At 62.8% G+C, this 18,471-nt stretch carries 18 protein-coding genes and 1 tRNA gene; 11 read left to right on the forward strand and 8 right to left on the reverse strand.

Annotated elements, in window-relative coordinates:
• Positions 1-124 precede the first annotated feature (124 nt).
• The 8 genes from KEC16_RS06845 to KEC16_RS06880 all read left to right on the forward strand — a co-directional run bounded on the left by KEC16_RS06845 (position 125) and on the right by KEC16_RS06880 (position 8,701).
• Entirely contained in the window at positions 125-754 is a 630-nt protein-coding gene (locus KEC16_RS06845) for a LuxR C-terminal-related transcriptional regulator (RefSeq protein WP_211547165.1), read from the forward strand.
• 81 nt (positions 755-835) lie between these two features.
• Positions 836-1,375, forward strand: coding sequence for a cytochrome b (locus tag KEC16_RS06850; RefSeq protein WP_211547167.1), 540 nt, complete (start codon positions 836-838; stop codon positions 1,373-1,375).
• 170 nt (positions 1,376-1,545) lie between these two features.
• Positions 1,546-2,490 (forward strand): fructose-bisphosphatase class II, encoded by a 945-nt coding sequence (locus KEC16_RS06855; protein WP_211547169.1) that lies wholly within the window; start codon positions 1,546-1,548, stop codon positions 2,488-2,490.
• A gap of 11 nt (positions 2,491-2,501) precedes the next feature.
• Positions 2,502-3,455: a phosphoribulokinase gene (locus KEC16_RS06860; RefSeq protein WP_211547171.1), complete on the forward strand. Its 954-nt coding sequence runs from the start codon at positions 2,502-2,504 to the stop codon at positions 3,453-3,455.
• Between the two features lie 19 nt (positions 3,456-3,474).
• Positions 3,475-5,472, forward strand: a complete 1,998-nt coding sequence (gene tkt / locus KEC16_RS06865) for a transketolase (RefSeq protein ID WP_211547173.1) — start codon at positions 3,475-3,477, stop codon at positions 5,470-5,472.
• Positions 5,473-5,497: 25 nt separating this feature from the next.
• On the forward strand, positions 5,498-6,562 hold the full coding sequence (gene fba / locus KEC16_RS06870; protein WP_211547175.1) for a class II fructose-bisphosphate aldolase: 1,065 nt from the start codon (positions 5,498-5,500) through the stop codon (positions 6,560-6,562).
• A gap of 59 nt (positions 6,563-6,621) precedes the next feature.
• Positions 6,622-7,272, forward strand: coding sequence for a ribulose-phosphate 3-epimerase (gene rpe / locus KEC16_RS06875; RefSeq protein ID WP_211547177.1), 651 nt, complete (start codon positions 6,622-6,624; stop codon positions 7,270-7,272).
• 124 nt (positions 7,273-7,396) lie between these two features.
• Positions 7,397-8,701, forward strand: coding sequence for an Hsp70 family protein (locus KEC16_RS06880; protein ID WP_211547179.1), 1,305 nt, complete (start codon positions 7,397-7,399; stop codon positions 8,699-8,701).
• A 7-nt stretch (positions 8,702-8,708) separates the two neighbouring features.
• On the opposite strand, the gene KEC16_RS06885 is transcribed toward KEC16_RS06880, so the two are convergent.
• The 3 genes from KEC16_RS06885 to KEC16_RS06895 form a co-directional block, all read right to left on the reverse strand.
• Positions 8,709-8,924 (reverse strand): SlyX family protein, encoded by a 216-nt coding sequence (locus KEC16_RS06885; RefSeq protein WP_211547181.1) that lies wholly within the window; start codon positions 8,922-8,924, stop codon positions 8,709-8,711.
• 336 nt (positions 8,925-9,260) lie between these two features.
• Positions 9,261-9,336: transfer RNA gene (locus KEC16_RS06890), tRNA-Thr, on the reverse strand.
• Positions 9,337-9,406: 70 nt separating this feature from the next.
• Positions 9,407-9,817 (reverse strand): tellurite resistance TerB family protein, encoded by a 411-nt coding sequence (locus KEC16_RS06895; RefSeq protein WP_211547183.1) that lies wholly within the window; start codon positions 9,815-9,817, stop codon positions 9,407-9,409.
• Between the two features lie 109 nt (positions 9,818-9,926).
• Here KEC16_RS06895 and KEC16_RS06900 point away from each other — a divergent pair, with 109 nt between their 5' ends.
• From KEC16_RS06900 to KEC16_RS06910, 3 genes are read left to right on the forward strand one after another with little or no spacing between them, the layout of a single operon-like run.
• Positions 9,927-10,292: a response regulator transcription factor gene (locus KEC16_RS06900; protein WP_211547185.1), complete on the forward strand. Its 366-nt coding sequence runs from the start codon at positions 9,927-9,929 to the stop codon at positions 10,290-10,292.
• The gene (locus KEC16_RS06905) at positions 10,289-10,921 is read left to right on the forward strand and encodes a chemotaxis protein CheX (RefSeq protein WP_211547187.1); all 633 of its coding nucleotides are present in this window, start codon (positions 10,289-10,291) and stop codon (positions 10,919-10,921) included. Before KEC16_RS06900 ends, KEC16_RS06905 begins: the two co-directional genes overlap by 4 nt.
• A gap of 9 nt (positions 10,922-10,930) precedes the next feature.
• Complete coding sequence (locus KEC16_RS06910) at positions 10,931-13,453, forward strand: sensor domain-containing protein (RefSeq protein ID WP_211547189.1); 2,523 nt, start codon at positions 10,931-10,933, stop codon at positions 13,451-13,453.
• On the opposite strand, the gene KEC16_RS06915 is transcribed toward KEC16_RS06910, so the two are convergent.
• From KEC16_RS06915 to KEC16_RS06935, 5 genes are all read right to left on the reverse strand, one after another.
• Positions 13,448-14,701: a sodium ion-translocating decarboxylase subunit beta gene (locus KEC16_RS06915; RefSeq protein ID WP_211547191.1), complete on the reverse strand. Its 1,254-nt coding sequence runs from the start codon at positions 14,699-14,701 to the stop codon at positions 13,448-13,450. The two genes, KEC16_RS06910 and KEC16_RS06915, sit on opposite strands and share 6 nt — an antisense overlap.
• Positions 14,702-14,716: 15 nt before the next feature.
• Positions 14,717-15,118: a biotin/lipoyl-containing protein gene (locus KEC16_RS06920; protein ID WP_211547193.1), complete on the reverse strand. Its 402-nt coding sequence runs from the start codon at positions 15,116-15,118 to the stop codon at positions 14,717-14,719.
• A gap of 20 nt (positions 15,119-15,138) precedes the next feature.
• Positions 15,139-15,504, reverse strand: a complete 366-nt coding sequence (locus KEC16_RS06925) for a hypothetical protein (RefSeq protein ID WP_211547195.1) — start codon at positions 15,502-15,504, stop codon at positions 15,139-15,141.
• 24 nt (positions 15,505-15,528) lie between these two features.
• Positions 15,529-17,082, reverse strand: coding sequence for an acyl-CoA carboxylase subunit beta (locus tag KEC16_RS06930; RefSeq protein ID WP_211547197.1), 1,554 nt, complete (start codon positions 17,080-17,082; stop codon positions 15,529-15,531).
• Positions 17,083-17,167: 85 nt separating this feature from the next.
• Positions 17,168-18,307 carry an alpha-hydroxy acid oxidase gene (locus KEC16_RS06935; protein ID WP_211547199.1) on the reverse strand — a complete coding sequence of 380 codons (1,140 nt, stop codon included), beginning with the start codon at positions 18,305-18,307 and terminating at the stop codon, positions 17,168-17,170.
• Positions 18,308-18,471: the final 164 nt, after the last annotated feature.

An 18,471-nucleotide genomic window follows, 5' to 3' on the forward strand; every position in this document is an offset into this window, starting at 1 on the left:
AGAATTGCACCAAAACACGGGTAGGGCAAAACCTACTCTTTCCCTTGCATCCCCGGCCGGCGTGCTTATAATGCCCTTTATCCCGCCGTGGCCATTGGGGTCGAGCCGGGCAAGGAATAGTGATATGGCCGCCCAGCAAAGCCGACCGATCGACATCGTCATCGCCGAAAAGAACCCGTTGCTGCAAAGCTCTTTGGTGAAGATTTTCGCCGGCGACGAACGCTTTTGCCTGGCGGCGGTCACCGATGATGGCGAACGCTTCATGGAAGCGATCGAGCGAATTCCCTTTGACGTCGGCATCATCGGTTGGGAAATGCCGTATATGGATGGCCGCGCCGTGCTTCAGGCTTTGCGCAATCGTCCCGACACGCCGCGCCTGATCGTCTATACCGGCAGCCCCAACCCCGATGTCCCACGACAGGCGATGACGCTGGGCGCCGCCGGCTTTTGCTCGAAGCGGGAAACACCGGAACAATTGCTCGACACCATTCTAGCGGTGGCCGCCGGCCGCATGGTGTTTCCGTTCATCGACGTCTCGTCGCTGGCTTCGGACCCGCTGGCCGGCCTCACCCCGCGCGAGCGGGAATTGCTGGCCGCCCTCGCCAGCGGCCTGACCAATCAACAGATGGCCACCCAGCTGGATATCTCGCTCAACACGGTGAAGTTCCACCTGAAAAATCTGTACGACAAGCTGGGCGTCGGCAATCGCGCCCAGGCGGTGGCCTTTTACCTGAAGGGCCGCGAGGGACGCTGACCCCTCGCATCATCGTTCAGGCTGCGTTCAGGCGAGGCGGGCAACAATGCCCGCCTCTTCTTTTCCTGACCGGAGAACACGATGAATTCCGCCGCCCGCTACGATGCCGTCGCCATGGCCTTGCATTGGTTGATGGCCCTGATGATCATCGGCCTGTGGAGCCTGGGTCTGGTGCTGGAAGATTTACCCAAGGGCGATTTCCGCAGCCAGATGTTCGGTCTGCACATCAGCATGGGCACCATCATCTTGGTTCTGACCTTCGCTCGTCTGGGCTGGCGGCTGGCCCGACCGACGCCGGAATTGCCCGCCGCCATGGTCGGCCTGGAGCGTCTGGCCGCCGGCGCCGCCCATATCGGCCTCTACGCCCTGATGGTTGGCTTGCCCCTGGCCGGGATCTTGCTTGTGGAAACCGGCGGCCGGCCGCTGTCGGTGTTCGGCCTTCAGGTCCTGCCGGCCCTGATGGAGAAATCCGAAGTCCTGCATGATGCCTTCGAGGGAATCCATAGCGCCTTTGCCTGGATCTTGGCCGTGCTGGTCGCCGGTCACGCGCTGGCGGCGTTGCGTCACCACTTCCTGCTCAAGGATGACGTGCTCTCCCGCATGCTTCCGGGTGGGAAATAACCACCCTGTTCATTTTCCTTGTAGCGCAAGATTGACTCTCCCTGCCCTCTCGGGCAGGGTTCCGCCCCTCCACAAGAGATTTGTGCCTTATCCCCGCGGGTGTTCCTTCTGTCGCCGCAAGCCGCCAGGATAAGAAAAAAAGATCATCTTCGTGGGAGGGAGTTGGGGTCATGACCGAATTGCGCGACGTCCGCCACGGCCAGTCGCTTTGCGCCTATGAACTGCGCAAGGCGACCGAATCGGCTGCGCGCGCGGCATTCGCCCTGCTCGGCCAAGCCGATAAAAGCCAAGGCGCCGCCGCCGCCCTGGCCGCCATGCAAGCCGAGCTGTCCGCCCAAGCCATCGACGCCCGCATCATCGCCGGAGAACCGGAACGACGCCTGGGCGACCCCACCCGGCTGCCGCGCTGGGATCTGTTGATGGACCCGGCCGAAGGCGCCGGCTTCCTGACCAAGGGCATGACCAATGCCATGTCCTGCCTGGCTTTGGCCCCAACCGGATCGCTGTTCGATCCCGGCCCGGCCTTTTACATGGAAAAGCTGGTCGCCCCGCCCCAGGCCGCCGCCTGTATCGACCCCATGGCCCCGGTGGCCGACAAATTGGCCGCCTTGGCCCGCTGCCTGGGCAAGGATGTTTCCGACCTGACCATCTATGTGCTGGAAAAGCCCCGGCATCGGCCCTTGGTCGAACGCATCCAAAGCCAAGGCGCCCGTGTCGCCTTGTATCCGGCCGGCGATGTCGCCGGTGCTGTTCTGGCGGCCATGCCCGATTCGAATATCGACGCCCTGATGGGGACCGGCGGCTGCCTGGAAGGCCTGCTCGCCGCCTGCGCCGCCAAGGTCATGGGCGCAACCTTCCTGGCCCGGCTGGACCCGCAACTGGCCACCGAACGCCGCGCCGTGGCCGAGGCCGGGCTTGACACCACAAGCTGGCGGGACTTGGCCGAGCTGGTCCGCAGCGATTGCGTGGCATTTTGCGCCACCGGCATCACCTCGGGGCTGTTGCTGGACGGGGTCGAACGCTCGGGCAACAGCGAGCGCACGCACAGCTTGCTGGTCGGCGGCGGCGCCGGCGACCGCCAGATGCTGGCCTCGTGGCACCGGCTGGCAGCGTGAAGGGACCCCCCATGCCCCCCATCGCCGCCGATGCCGCCCCCATCATTCTTGGCGTGGTCGGCGATTCCGCCGCGGGCAAAAGCACGTTATCGGGCGGCATCGCCGCCATTTTGGGCCATGACCGCGTCGCCATGCTGCAAGCCGACGATTACCACCGCTATTGTCGGGCCGAACGTCGCCGCATCGGTGTCACCGCCCTGGACCCGGATGGCAACCATATCGACATTTTAGAACAGCATTTGTGTCTGCTGCGCCAAGGCCAGCCGATCCTCAAGCCGGTCTATGACCATGTCCACGGCGTCTTGGCCGCGCCCGAGCGCCTGGAGCCCAAGCCCTTCGTCATAGTCGAGGGTTTGTTGGCCTATCACACCCGTGGCCTGCGGGATTGCTTCGACGTCAAAGTCTTCGTCGAACCGGACGAGGATTTGCGCACCCGTTGGAAACTGGCCCGCGATTGCGCCGAACGCGGTTATACCGCCGATCTGGTGCGTCAGTCGCTGGACCGGCGCGAGGCCGATTCCATCGCCCATATCCAGCCGCAACGCACCTTCGCCGACATCGTCGTCCGCTTCGCCCCCGCCGCCGAACACCCCGATGAAGCCGGCGCCGGCCTCAACGTCCGGCATCTGCTGCGCCCGACCCTGCCCCATCCGGATTTGGGTCCCGTGCTTGATGCCGGCGGCAAAAACGGCTTTCACCTGGCCTTGGCCCGCGACAGCGACGGCAAGCCGGTGGATGTTTTGGACATATCCGGCCGCATCGATGGCCGCCGGGCCAAGGCGGTCGAGGATCTTTTGTGGAGTCTGATCCCCGAAGCCAGCCATTTGCGCGCCCCCCTGGGCCGCTTCACCGATATCCAAGGCAAGGCTTCGATCAGCCATCCCTTGGCTTTGTCACAATTGCTCATCACCTATCATCTGGTCAAAGCCGCCTTGGCGGCGTTCCGCGACCAGGGCACCCGCTAACCCGCACAAGGACGAGACGATGACCGCAGCCGCGCCCAGCACCGCCACCCATGCCGAGATGGCCTCGGCCATCCGCTTTTTGTCCATGGATGCCATCGAAAAGGCCAAGTCCGGTCATCCCGGCATGCCCATGGGGATGGCCGACGTGGCCACAATCTTGTTCACCCGTTTCCTGAAATTCGACGCCAAATCGCCCAAATGGGCCGATCGCGACCGCTTTGTCCTTTCCGCCGGCCATGGCTCGATGCTGCTGTACGCGCTCGGTTATCTGACCGGCTACGACGATCTGGACATCGAGCAGATCAAGAATTTCCGCCAGTTGGGCTATCGCACCGCCGGACACCCGGAATTCGGTCACGTCTCCAACGCCGACACCACCACCGGCCCGCTGGGCCAGGGCATCACCAACGCCGTCGGCTTCGCCTTGGCCGAGGCCATGCAGGCCGCCCGTTACGGCGCCGGCATCAGCAATCACTATACCTATGTGGTTGCCGGCGACGGCTGTCTGATGGAAGGCATCAGCCAGGAAGCCATCACCCTGGCCGGCCACCTGAAGCTGAACAAAATGATCGTGCTGTGGGACGACAACCACATCTGCATTGACGGCGACACCGCGCTTTCCACCTCGGACGATCAATGCGCCCGCTTCGCCGCCGCCGGCTGGGCCACCGCCAAGATCGACGGCCACGACCCCGAACAGATCGCCGCCGCCATCGCGGCGGCGCGCAACGCTGACAAGCCGACCCTGATCGCCTGCCGCACCGTCATCGGCAAGGGCGCCCCCAACAAGTGCGGCAGCGAAAAGGTCCATGGCGCCCCCTTGGGCGCCGACGAGATCAAGGCCGCCCGCGACGCCGCCAACTGGCCGTACGAGCCTTTCGTCATCCCCGAGCATGTGCTCAATGCCTGGCGCGTCGCCGGAACCCGCGCCACCGACGAACGCGCTGACTGGCAAGCCCGCGTCGATGCGCTTGCCCCCGCCGCCAAAGCCGCATTCAACCGCACCCAGGAAGGCCGTCTGCCCGATGGCTGGCAGGCCGCCGTCCAGGCCTTCAAGGCCAAGATTTCCGCCGAACAGCCGAAGGTGGCCACCCGCAAGGCCAGCCAGGACGCCCTCGAAGTCCTTACCGCCGCCATCCCGGAAATGATCGGCGGCTCGGCCGATTTGACCCATTCCAACCTGACCAACACCAAGGCCTGCGCCCCGTCCATCGCCGCCGGCGCCTTCGCCGGCCGCTATATCCATTACGGCATCCGCGAACACGGCATGGCGGCGGTGATGAACGGTCTGGCGCTGCATGGCGGTTTCATCCCCTATGGCGGCACCTTCCTGATTTTCGCCAATTACCTGTGGCCGGCGCTGCGCATGTCGGCGCTGATGGAACAGCGGGTTCTGTACGTGCTGACCCATGATTCCATCGGCCTGGGCGAGGACGGCCCCACCCATCAGCCGATCGAAACCATCGCCGCCCTGCGCGCCACCCCCAACACCTTGGTGTTCCGCCCGGCCGACGCGGTGGAAACCATGGAAGCCTATGAAGTGGCGCTGTTGAACCACAAAGGCCCCAGCTGCTTCGCCCTGTCGCGCCAGAACCTGCCGACCTTGCGCACCACCCACAATGCCGACAACCTGACCGCCAAGGGCGCCTATGTGCTGTCCGAGGCAGACGGCAAGCGTCAGGTGACGTTGCTGGCCACCGGTTCGGAAGTGTCCATGGCCTTGGAAGCCCAGAAGCTGCTGGCCGCCAAGGGGGTGGCCGCCGCCGTCGTCTCCATGCCGTGCTGGGAGCTGTTCGACCAGCAGTCAAAGGAGTATCGTGCCGAGGTCCTGGGTGAAGGATGCGTGCGAGTCGCCGTCGAGGCGCTCAGCACCTTTGGCTGGGAACGCTATGTCGGCCTGGATGGCGCGGTCATCGGCATGACCGGTTTCGGCGCTTCCGCCCCGGCCGACAAGCTGTACGCTCATTTCGGCATTACCGCGGATGCGGTGGCGGACGCGGCCCTGGCCCGTCTGTAAAAGAATTCATAAGGGAGAATAAGAAATGCCTCTCGTTTCCATGCGCCAACTGCTCGACCACGCCGCCGAGTTCGGCTATGGCGTCCCGGCGTTCAACGTCAACAACATGGAGCAGGTCAAGGCCATCATGGAGGCCGCTGCCGAAACCGACAGCCCGGTCATCCTGCAAGCCTCGGCCGGCGCCCGCAAATATGCCGGCGAGCCTTTCCTGCGTCACCTGATCCTGGCCGCCGCCGAAGCCTATCCGCATATCCCGGTGTGCATGCACCAAGATCACGGCACCAGCCCGGCGGTGAACATCCGCGCCATCCAATCGGCGTTCTCGTCGGTGATGATGGACGGTTCGTTGCTCGAAGACGGCAAGACCCCGTCCGATTGGGATTACAACGTCGCCGTCACCAAGAAGGTGGTCGACCTCGCCCATGCTTGCGGCGTCTCGGTCGAGGGCGAGCTGGGCTGCCTGGGTTCCCTGGAAACCGGCATGGCCGGCGAGGAAGACGGCATCGGCGCCGAAGGCAAGCTGGATCATTCCAAGCTGCTGACCGACCCCAACGAAGCCGCCGAATTCGTCAAATTGACCAAGGTCGACGCCCTGGCCATCGCCATCGGCACCAGCCACGGCGCCTATAAGTTCACCCGGCCGCCGACCGGTGACGTGCTGGCGATTTCGCGGATCAAGGAAATCCACGCCCGCATTCCCAACACCCATCTGGTCATGCACGGTTCCAGCTCGGTGCCCCAGGACTGGCTGAAGATCATCAACGAATTCGGCGGTGATCTGGGCGAGACCTATGGCGTGCCGGTGGAAGAAATCGTCGAAGGCATCAAGCACGGCGTGCGCAAGGTCAATATCGATACCGATCTGCGCATGTCGGCAACCGGCTCGATCCGCAAGTACATGGCGGAGAATCCGAAGAAATTCGATCCGCGCGATTACCTCAAGCCGGCCATGGCCGGTATGAAGGGCATCTGCAAGGCGCGCTACGAAGCCTTCGGCACCGCCGGCAACGCGTCCAAGATCAAGCCGGTTTCGCTGGAAGACATGGCCACGCGCTATGCCTCGGGCGATCTGGACCCCAAGATCAACTAAGAAAATCAGGGCCGGGAACCACCATTCCCGGCCCTGATTCCGTCCACAGGGAGGAAACCATGTCCGTGCTGATCGCCCCATCTATCCTGTCCGCCGATTTCGCCCAATTGGGCGCCGAGGTCAAAGCCATCGACGAAGCCGGCTGCGACTGGATTCACATCGACGTCATGGACGGCCATTTCGTTCCCAACCTGACCTTCGGCCCGCCGGTGATCAAGGCCATCCGCCCATGGACCAAGAAAGTCTTCGACGTCCATCTGATGATTGATCCGGCGCAGCCCTATCTGGAAGATTACGCCAAGGCCGGCGCCGACATCATCACCGTCCATGCCGAGGCCGACAAGCACCTGCATCGCTCGGTCCAGGCCATCCGCGCCCTGGGCAAGAAGGCCGGGGTGTCATTGAACCCGCATACGCCGGAAAGCGTGATCGAATACGTCATCGACACCATCGACATGGTGCTGGTGATGAGCGTCAATCCCGGTTTCGGCGGTCAAAGCTTCATCACCAGCCAGTTGGACAAGATCGCCAGGATCAAGCGGATGATCGGCGATCGCCCCATCGACATTCAGGTCGATGGCGGCGTCACCGCCGATAATGCCGGCAAGGTCGTCGCCGCCGGCGCCACCTGCCTGGTCGCCGGCTCGGCGGTGTTCAAGACCAAGGATTACGCCGGAAACATCGCCGCCATCCGTAATTCCAAGGGCTGAACATAAGCTATTGCGCCCCAGCACCAACCCGAGTACCTACACCGGTCCATATTTCGGGGGCGGCCACAAGTCGCCCCCCTCAACGCCGGCCGCGCCAGCCGCGGCGGGGCAGAAAGGCCGGTAGATGTTCGTAGGCATGGATTTCGGCACCTCCAACAGTGCCGTCGGAATGGTCGATTCCAAGGGGGTGGCCCGTATTGTCAGCCATGACAATGCCGGATTGTCGGAACGTGCCCACTCGGACACCTTGCGCTCCATGGTCGCCTTCGACCGCGCCCATCGCAACGCCGACGGCTTGCCGCTGCCGCTGGTCGGACAAGAGGGCATCGCCGCCTATCTCAACAGCGGCGACGAATGCCGTCTGCTGCAATCGTTCAAAAGCCATCTGACCAGCCAACTGTTCACCAGCGCCACCATCTTCAACCGCCCCTACACCCTGGAACGGCTGATCGCCATCGTCGTCGAACGCTTGCGCCGCGGCGCCGAAGCCGACGGCAGCGCCCCCGTGACCCAAGTGGTCGCCGGCCGCCCGGTGCGCTTTGTCGCCGAAGACGGCAAGGATAGCGATGAATACGCGCTAAAACGGCTGTCCGAGGCTTTTGCCCAAGCCGGCATCGCCGAAATCGCCTTTGAATTCGAGCCCATCGCCGCCGCTTATTATTACGAACGCACCCTTGATCGCGACGAAACCGTGCTGGTCGCCGATTTCGGCGGCGGCACCAGCGATTTCTGCCTGGTGCGGCTGGGGCCAAGCCGGGCCGGCATGGCCAATCCCAAGGATGCCATCATCGGCACCAACGGCATCGGCATCGCCGGCGACACCTTTGATCGCCGCATCGTCGAGCGCGGCATCGCCGAATTCTTCGGCAAGAACACCACCTATCACAGCAACCGCAAGGATCTGCCGGTTCCCGACTGGATCTACGGCAAATTCTCGCGCTGGCATCATATCGGCTTTCTCGGCACCGGTTCGACTTTGCGCATGCTGCGCGATATCCAGCGCCACGCCAGCCACCCCGAGCGCATCGAGGATTTGCTGACCCTGATCGAATACAATTTGGGCTATCACCTGTATCGCGCCGTCGAGCAAGCCAAAGTGGCGCTGTCGCAGCACGAGGAAACCACCTTTGTCTTCGATCACGCCCCGGTGCGGGTGGAACGCCGCATCACCCGCGCCGAATTCGAAAGCTGGATCGCCCCGGAACGCGAACAGATCGAAGCCTGCGTCGACAGCCTGCTGGAAAGCACCGGGACGACGGCTTCCCAAGTGGATCGGGTGTTCATGACCGGCGGATCGTCCCTGGTGCCGGTGGTGCGCGCCATCTTCGACCGCCGTTTCGGCGCCGATCGGGTCAGTGCCGGCGGCGAATTCGTCTCGGTCGCCAGCGGCCTGGCCTATCGTGCCGCCGAATTGTTCGGCCGACGCTAAACCTCACTCAATAATGCGGCGGCGGTCGGTCGTCCTGGGGCGAGCGTTCGCCCGCCGATTCGGCGCTTTGCAGCCGATCGACCAGACGCCGCACCACCAATTGCAGGCGGGTGATTTCGTCTTGCTGCCACGCCATGACCTCGGACATCTCTTCCATCGTCTGCTCGTGGTGGGCCAAACGGATTTCCAGATCGGTCAGACGCGAGGCGGTATCTTGGGACATGAAGGCTCCGGGACGAGGAAGTCGTGCAATGCGGACATTCTGAATCCCATGCGCTTGATGGTGGTTCGCCTGGTCTCCCTGGTGCAACCCGGCGCTTGGGGGAGCTCGGTCATAGCATGGTAAAAAGGGGGCTTCCAGCTCGCTTCCTGTGAGCGAGGGGTGTGAAGGCGTGAAAACGGGGCGTGCGTAGACGCCCGATGACACGGCCCCGTCCGTATCGTGGCTTGGGTGCTTTGGCATTTTCTTGGCATTCGCGAAGGCCACAATGCCAATCTCCCCAGTGCTCCGGAGTGCCCTGGGGGGGGGGCCTAATTGGCTGATATCATTGTTTTTAAATGGTGCCGACGGAGGGACTCGAACCCCCGACCTTGGCTTTACGAAAGCCCTGCTCTACCAGCTGAGCTACGTCGGCACGGCCTTGTGCTTCACAAGGCGAGGGAAACTAGCTTTTGTCGCCGGCTTTTGCAAGCCCGCACATCGGGTTAAGCCAGTGGACGGACAAAGCGGGCGATGGCGCCGCGTTCGATGGCGGCGGCGATAAGCCGATCAATCTCGAGCCAGTGGCGAAGCATCTCCATCAACCGACGGGTTTCCGCGTGCCCTTCGCCATCCGAAGCGGCAACGTCGCAGGCCAGGGCATAGGCGGTTTCACGCAAGGACAACGGTACCGAGGCCTTAATGAATTCCAACGCCTGATTCATGCCGTCATCGGAATCCAGCAATTCGGCGCAAGCTGCGGTTGTCTTCAAGATCAGTGACGGGTCATAATCGCTGAAAACGGGGAGGAATTCGACAATTTCGCCGATCGTCTTCAATTCTGCGTCGGTCATGTTGCCGTCGGCGGCTGACACCAACACCATGACATAGACCAGACCTGCGTGATGGCTCAGCATGATTAACCTTCCCAGGAATTTACGGCATCGGACTTTAGGCTTGCGGCAAGGCCATGCGTCAAGCATAGATTTCCTGGGGATATATTTGTGACGCAAGGAGCGGGCGGTGGTGGTCAAGAAAACAGTTCTTCTGGTTGACGACAGCCGGGTCGCACGCATGATGACGCGCCGGATGATCGAAACCGATCGGCCGGGTTGGGTCGTGGTCGAAGCCGCGACCGGCGAGGAAGCCTTGGAAGTTTACGCCCGCGTCTTGCCCGACTTCGTCATCATGGATGTCAACATGCCCGGCATGGGCGGCATCGAGGCGACACGACGACTGAAATCGGTTTATCCCCAGGCGCAGGTGACCATGCTGACCGCCAACATCCAAGACCCGGTGCGCGATCAGGCCGAGGAAATGGGTGTCGGTTTCATGTCCAAGCCGGTGCGGGGCGATGTGTTGATGGCGTTTCTGAGCGTGGATGAAGCATGACCGACTTTCTTAACGACGTTCAGCGCGACGCGGTCACCGAAATCATCAACATCGCCATTGGCCAAGCCGCTTCGGCCCTGTCGCAATTGGTCGAGGACGAGGTTCGCCTGTCGGTGCCGCTGGTCCATTTCCTCACCCCGGATCAGGCGGCGGCGCGGCTGGACGAAGAAACCGGCGGCGGCGAATCGGTGGCGGTGCGGCAATCCTTCCAGGGCCGCTTCAACGGCGATATCTTGCTGATTTTCCCCGAACGCCGCAGCTTGCATCTGGTGCGGCAGATGTTGGGCGATGACCTGCCGGTGGACCAGTTGACCGAACTGGAACAAGAAGCGTTGATGGAAGTGGGCAACATCATTCTCAACGCTTGCCTGGGCTCTTTGGCCAATCAGTTGGGCATGGGGGTGGAAAGCTCGTTGCCCAGCTATATTCGGGGGCGTGGCGGCCGTATTCTCGACAATGGCGAGCGCCGCCCCCACGATGTTTCGGAAATGGTCATGTTCCTGCATGTGGATTTCGCCGTGAAAACCAAGGATGTTCACGGTTATCTGGCTTTTGTCATGGACATCACCTCGGCCCACCACTTTGTCGATGCCGTCCATGCCTATGTCCTGGCTCAGCTCGGAGAGTAAGATCATCGCATGCCAGGAATAGCTCCCGATCACATATTGCGGACAATCACCGATGCCGGCGAAATCGGCATCGTGTTGATTGGCCAGGACGGCAAGGTCGTGCTGTGGAATGCCTGGATGGCCAAGGCCTCGGGTATCGCCGCCGAGGCGGCTCTGGGCACCCGGCTCCATGAACTATTCCCGCAATTGGCGGGAGCGCGGGTTATCGCCGCCGTGGACGAGGCGCTGAACGGCGGTCTGTCGGCCATTTTATCATCGTCGATCAACAAACGCCTGTTTCCCCTGCGTCACGAAGGCCGTGCCCCCGGCAAGGTCGAACCCATGCAGCAGATCGTCGCCGTCAAGCCGGTGGCGGCGGCCAAGGGCGAGCGCGACTGCCTGGTCCAGGTGTTCGACGTCACCACCATGAGCCACCGCGAGGCGCTGCTGCGCCAGCAGGCCCGCACCATGCAGGCCTTGGCGGAAAATTACCGCCTCTCCGAACTGCACAATCGCGCCATCGTCGACAATACCGCCGATGCCATCGTCACCTTTGGCGAGGATGGCGCCATCGGCACCTACAACCCGGCGGCCATCCGTATTTTCGCCTATGACCCTTATGAAATCGTCGGCAAGTCGGTCGGCGTGCTGATTCCCGAATTGTTGAACGCCGATGGCGCGGTGGAAGCCGGCCGCTTTCTCGATATCCGGGCCGAAGTGACGGGCCAGCGCAAGATCGGCGCCACCTTTCCGCTGGAATTGTCGCTTAACGCCATGGAATTGGGCGGCCAGCGCCTGTTCGTCGCCATCGCCCACGACATCACCGAACGCAAGGCGGCGGAAGCCGAGCTGCGCAAGCAAAAGGAATGGCTGTCCACTCTGATCAACGCCATGCCCGATCTGGTCTGTTTCAAGGATGGCCGGGGCAAATGGCTGGTCGCCAATAAATTCTACCTCGATATCGCGGGTCTGGACCGCATCGATTACCACGGCCGGTCTTCCGCCGATCTGGCCCATATGTCGCACAGCTTCGGCGAGTTCATGCTGACCGGATCGCTGTCGGACGAGCGGGCTTGGCAGGAAAAAAAGCCTGTCGCCTACGAAAAGGAACTGCCCACCCCCGATGGCGGCACCAAGGTGTTCGACGTCATCAAGATCCCGCTTTACGAAGATGACGGCAGCCGTCGCGGTCTGGTCATGGTCGGGCGCGATGTCACCGAACGCAAGCTGGCGGCGGCCCGTATCCACCATCTGGCCCATCACGATTCCCTTACCGGCCTGCCCAACCGGATGCTGTTCCAAGAGCGTCTGCGCACGGCCCTGGCCCAAGCCAAGCGCCTCGGCCACGCGGTGGCGCTGATGTTCTTGGACCTGGACAAGTTCAAGGACATCAACGACACCCTGGGCCATCATCTGGGCGATCTGTTGTTGAAAGCGGTGGCCAAACGGCTGTTGCGGTGCGTGCGCGAAACCGACACCGTCGCCCGGCTGGGGGGCGACGAATTCGCCGTGATTCTGACCAATTTGGAAGATCCCGAAGGCGCCAGCAATGTGGCGGAAGCCATCATCGCCTCGATCAACGAACCCTTTGGCCTGGAAGAGCACGAGGTCAACACCTCGACCTCCATCGGCATCACCGTCTTCCCCGACGACGCCCCCGATTCCGAGCAATTACTGAAAAACGCCGATCTGGCCATGTTCCGTTCCAAGGCCGAAGGACGCAACAATTACCATTTCTACGTCACCGAGATGGATGCCGAGATCCAGGCGCGCAAAGTGGTGGAACACGATTTGCGCGTCGCCCTGGGCACCGATCAGCTGGAAATGCATTATCAACCGTTGATCGAGATGACTACCGGCGAAGTGGTCGGCTGCGAGGCGCTGATCCGCTGGAAGCACCCGACGCGCGGGTGGATCAGTCCGGTGGAATTCATCCCCATCGCCGAACGGACTGATTTGATCATACCGTTGGGCCGCTGGATCCTGCATCGCTCGTGCCTGCAAGGCCGCGATTGGGCGCGGGCCGGGTTGCCGCCCCTGAAAATCGCCGTCAACCTGTCGCCGGTGCAATTCAGGAACCACACCGCGCTTCTGGCCATGGTCGCCGACATTTTGGATCAGACCGGCTTTCCGCCCGATCTGCTGCAATTGGAAATCACCGAAGGCATCGCCATGCAGAACGTCGAGGCGACGGTGGATGTCTTGCGGCAATTGCGCGATATGGGGGTGCTGATCTCTATTGATGATTTCGGCACCGGTTATTCATCGCTGAATTATCTCAAGCGCTTCCCGGTGGACAAGCTGAAGATCGACCGTTCCTTTGTTGTCGATATCGGCCTGCATCCCGACAACGCCGCCGTGGTCAACGCCATCGTCACCTTGGGCCATTCGCTCGGCACCCGCGTCAACGTGGAAGGGGTGGAAACCATCGAGCAATTGGACTTCCTGAAAACCCACGGCGTCGACGAAGCCCAGGGCTTTTACTTCGCCAAAGCCCTGCCCCCCGATGACTTCGCCACCTTCGTTCGCGAAAAAAGCCCCTGGCCGCTATAGCGGGTAAACCGTCTGAATCACGGTGACGTAGATGGCGGCCAGGATGGCGGTGGTGATGACCCCAGAGATGCTGGCGCCGAGCGCGTGCGGCATGACGATGACGTCGCGGCCGGCTTTCGACACTTCCTTTTGCGCCACCTTGGCGGTGGTGGGAATGCACGACACGGCGGCGATGCCGATCACCGGGTTGAACTTCTTGCCCGAGGCAAAATACAGCACATAGCCGCCGATGATGCCGCCGATGCCGGAAATCAGCAACGCCAGCACCCCCAGCACCAGCAGGATCAGCACTTGCGGGTCAAGGATCAGCCGCGCTTCGCACAGCACGCCCAACAGCAGCCCCAGGAAGAAGGTCCCGCCATACAGAAACACCCCGCCCAGCAGGTCGATATAGGGCACCAAATTGCTTTCGCGGATGATGACGCCAAGGAACAGGCACATGATCAGCGGCGACGCCACCGGGAACAGCAGCGACAGCAAGATGCACAAGGTCACGGAGAACGCGATCTTCTGGCCCGAGGTGATCGGCCGGCGCGGCTTTTCCACCGGCATGGGCAGGGCGCGCAAGCGCTTGGGGATCAACAATCGGATCAGATAGGGATAGCCGCCATAGGTCAGGCCCAGATAGAGATAGGCGACCACGGTGATCGGCACGAATAATTCGCGCGCCAGGGACAACGAGGTAAACAGCACCATCGGCCCATCGGCGCCGCCGATAATGGCGACAGAGGCCGCCTGCCCCGGCGTCAGGCCCATGGCGATGGCGATGGGATAAATGACGATGGTGCCCAATTCGCCGAACAGGGCCAAGATCATGCTTTGAAACGGCCGCGCCATCACATAACCGACATCCAGCAAAATGCCGATGCCCAAAAAGACGATGCAGGCGATCAAGCCGTTACTGAAGGTGAAGGTATAGATCGGTTGCAGCCAGTTGATTTGCAAAATATTCATCAGCGCCGTCGCCTGCGCCGCATCATTGGCTCCGGCCAAGGCATCGACGAAAATCTGGTTGGGGCCGGCCCGCAACCAGCCGCCTTCGGGGACGAACAGAACGGCGGCGTTGATGGTCGCCATCCCCAAGCCCATGGGGATCATCAGCAACGCTTCCAGAACCCCCTTTTTGCCCAGATAGATCAGCACCACACCCAGGGCGATCAGCACCAGACGCATGATCAGGACGCTTGGCTCCGCCGCCGCCAGGGTGGCGATGCCTTGAAACAGGTCCAGAGGGTTCAGGCGTTCCATCGTGGCTCTCCGCCCTTAACCAATGCTCAGCAGCACATGCCCGGCATCCACGGCCTGGCCGGGAGTCACCGCGATGGCGGTCACCGTGCCGCCGCGATGGGCATGAACCGGAGTCTTCATCTTCATCGCTTCGATCACCGCGATCTTGTCGCCATCGGCCACCGTCTGACCGACGCTGACCAAAATGGACTCGACCATTCCGGCCAAGGGGCTGATCTCGTCGCCGGCACCGGCCACCGCAGGAGCGGCCGCGGCCACTGGCGGCGGCGCCGCCATGGGCGACGCGGCGACCAACGACGGCACGCCGGTTCCGGCGATCGAGGGATAGGTCGGGGCGGCATAACCGTTCTCGGTCAATTCCTCGACCAGCACGTCATAGACTTTTCCCTCGACGGTGATCCGCAGCTTCTTTTGCATGGAGCGGTCCTTAATGCGGGCTAGTGATGGGTGGACGGATGATGCGAACCGTGCTGGGCGAAACGCCCTTCGGCCGACCACCCGGCGGCACCGGCATTGCTGCCGATGTGCAAGATGCGATGGGCGCCGACCATGGCGTGGGCGCAGGCGGCGATGACCACCAGATGGTGGGGGGGAACGTCCGCCGCCACGGCCTGAGCCTGGGCCTGAGCCTGAGCCGGGGTCGGGGCCGGGGCCGGTTTCGCCATCCCGGCGCCCGGCGCGGCGGCGGCGCGGTCCGTCCAGGATAAAAGGCCGACGATCCCCTTGATCAGCAACGCCGCCAACAAGGCGATGAAGATGCCCAATCCATAGACGATCAGCGACAGGTTAAGTGCTTCTGGCACCGTATTCCCCCTTGCTATCCGGCCTTACAGCGGGATGTTGCCATGTTTCTTCGGCGGCCGGATCTCGCGCTTGGCCAGCGATTTGCGCAACGCCAAGGCAAGAATGCCACGGGTTTCCGACGGCATGATGACGTCGGTGATATAGCCTTGCGCCGCCGACAGATAGGGGGAGGCGAATTCCTCGCGGTAGCTGGCGGCCAGTTCCTTGGCCTTGGCCCGACGGTCCTCGGCCTCGCCCAATTCCTTGCGATACAAGATGTTGATGGCGCCTTCGGCCCCCATCACCGCGATTTCGGCGGTCGGCCAAGCCAACACCCAATCGGCCCCCATTTCCTGGCTGCACATGGCCAGATACGAACCACCATAGGCCTTGCGCAAGATAACGGTGATCTTGGGCACGGTGGCCGAGCCATAGGCAAACAGCATCTTGGCGCCGTGGCGGATGATCCCGCCGCGTTCCTGCTCGATCCCCGGCAGGAAGCCGGGCACGTCGACCAAGGTGACCAGCGGAATATTGAAGACGTTGCAGAACCGGACGAAACGGGCGCCCTTGTCCGAGGCGTTGATGTCCAGCGCCCCGGCCATTTCCGCCGGCTGATTGGCGATGATGCCGGTGACGATGCCGCCGATGCGGCTTAGACCGACGATCAGATTACGAGCCCAGCCGGCATGGACTTCCAAAAACGACCCTTCATCGACGATGCGGGCGATGACTTCGCGCACATTCATCGGCTCGGACGGATCGTCGGGGACCAGGGCGTCAAGGATCGGATCCGCTTCCACCGGAATGTCCGGCCATGGCTGATGCGGCGGGTCCTCGGTGTTGTTGGCCGGCAGATAAGACAGCAGCGCCCGGGCGATATCCACCGCGTGCTGGTCATTCTCGGCGACGAAATGGGCGTTGCCGCTGACGGTGGCATGCATGTCGGCGCTGCCGACCTGATCCATGGTATAGGCCTGACCGGTGACCGCCTTGATCACTTCCGGCCCAGTGATGAACATATGGGCGTTGTGCCGGGTCATGATGACGAAATCCATCAAGGCCGGCGAATAGGCGGCGCCACCGGCGCACGGCCCCAGCACCAGGGCGATCTGCGGCACCACACCCGACAGCAGGACGTTCTGATAGAACACCTGACCATAGCCGGACAAGGCGTCGACGCCTTCTTGAATGCGGGCGCCGCCGGAATCCTTGCACGCCACCAGCGGCACGCCCATTTTCAGCGCGTATTGCATGGCCGTCACCAGCTTTTGCGCGTGCATCTTGCCCAAGGTTCCGGCGCTGACGGCGAAATCCTGGCTGAAGGCTGAAACCTGGCGACCATTGACGAAGCCATTGCCGACGATCACCCCATCCGAGGGCAATTCCTTATCGGCCATGCCGAAAGCGGTGGCATGGTGGCGCACATGCATGCCGGTTTCCTGGAAGGTGCCGGGATCGAACAGCACCCCCAGCCGCTCGCGCGCGGTCAGCAAGCCTTTGTCGTGACGCTCTTGCGCCTTCTTCGCGCCGCCACCGGCCAAGGCCTTTTGGCGCAATTTCTCAAGCTTGTCCGCCAGCCGATTTGCAAGTGGCATCAGTATCCGCCCTTTGGTTGCCTTGCCGGGATGGTAAGGCCATTCACCGCACCGCACAAACGATGAAATGACGACATCGCCCAGATCAATCGGTGAACAGGGTCCGGGCGCCGGCCTCGGCGACGTCGCGGGTCCCCGTCAACGCCATGGAAATATCCAGTTCCTGGCGGATCACCCTTAGAACGGCGTCAACGCCGCGCCGGCCGTCGGCCCCCAATCCATAGAGAAAGGCCCGGCCAACCATGGTCGCCGAAGCCCCCAGGGCCAGCGCCTTCAAGACGTCCTGGCCGCTGCGCACCCCGCCGTCGAACAAAATATCGGCGCGGCCTTTCACCGCCGCCACCACCCCCGGCAAAGCGGCGATAGAGGATGGCCCGCTATCCAGCTGACGACCGCCATGGTTGGAAACGACGATGGCATCGGCACCGGCATCGATGGCGGCACGGGCGTCATCGGGATCGGTCACCCCCTTGATCACCAGCTTGCCCGGCCACAACGACTTGATCCAGGCGATATCGTCCCAGCCGATGGCCGGTTGGAACTGCCCCATGATCCAGTGCGCCATGGAGGTTCCGCGCGGCTGCGGCGGAATGTGGCCGTCCAGATTGCCAAAGGTGAAGCGCCGCCCGGCCAGCAAACGCAATCCCCAGGCCGGCTTGGTCGCCATGTCCAACAGATTGCCCAAGGTCAGCCGGGGCGGGACCGACAGCCCGTTCTTGAGGTCGCGGTGACGCTGACCGGTGACCGGCAGATCGACGGTGACGACCAAGGCCGCGCATTGGGCGGCGGCGGCGCGGGCAATCAGGCTGGCGACGAAATCGCGGTCCTTCATCAGATAAAGCTGGAACCAAAATGGCCGGACGGCAGCGGCCGCCACCTCTTCAATCGAGCAGATGGACACGGTGGACAGGCAGAACGGCACCCCCGCCGCATCCGCCGCCTGCGCCGCCAGCACCTCGCCCCGCGCATGGACCAGACCGGCCAGACCGGTCGGGGCGATAACCACCGGCATGGCGGCCGAACTCCCGGCGATGGTGCAAGCCATATTGCGCCCCGACACATCGACCATCACCCGCTGTCGCAGACGGATGGCGTCCAGGTCGCGGCGATTGGCGGTCAGGGTCAGCTCGTCATACGAGCCGCCATCGACGTAATCGAAGATCGCCCGTGGAATGCGTCGCCGCGCCAGACGGCGCAAATCGTCGGTACAGGTGATCACGGTCATGACCGGTGGCTCCAGCGCGGATCGGACCGACAGTAAAGCAGCAGCCCCCCGACTTGACCACGGGCTTGTTCGCCTGCCCACGATGCGGGCATCGCATGCCCATTTGCGCAGCATCGCCCCCTCTCGACGCCGACGACTTTCTTGAGTTCCCGCCACGTCGGCCC

The sequence above is a fragment of the Magnetospirillum sulfuroxidans genome (assembly GCF_018224925.1).
Taxonomy (GTDB): Bacteria; Pseudomonadota; Alphaproteobacteria; order Rhodospirillales; family Magnetospirillaceae; genus Magnetospirillum; species Magnetospirillum sulfuroxidans.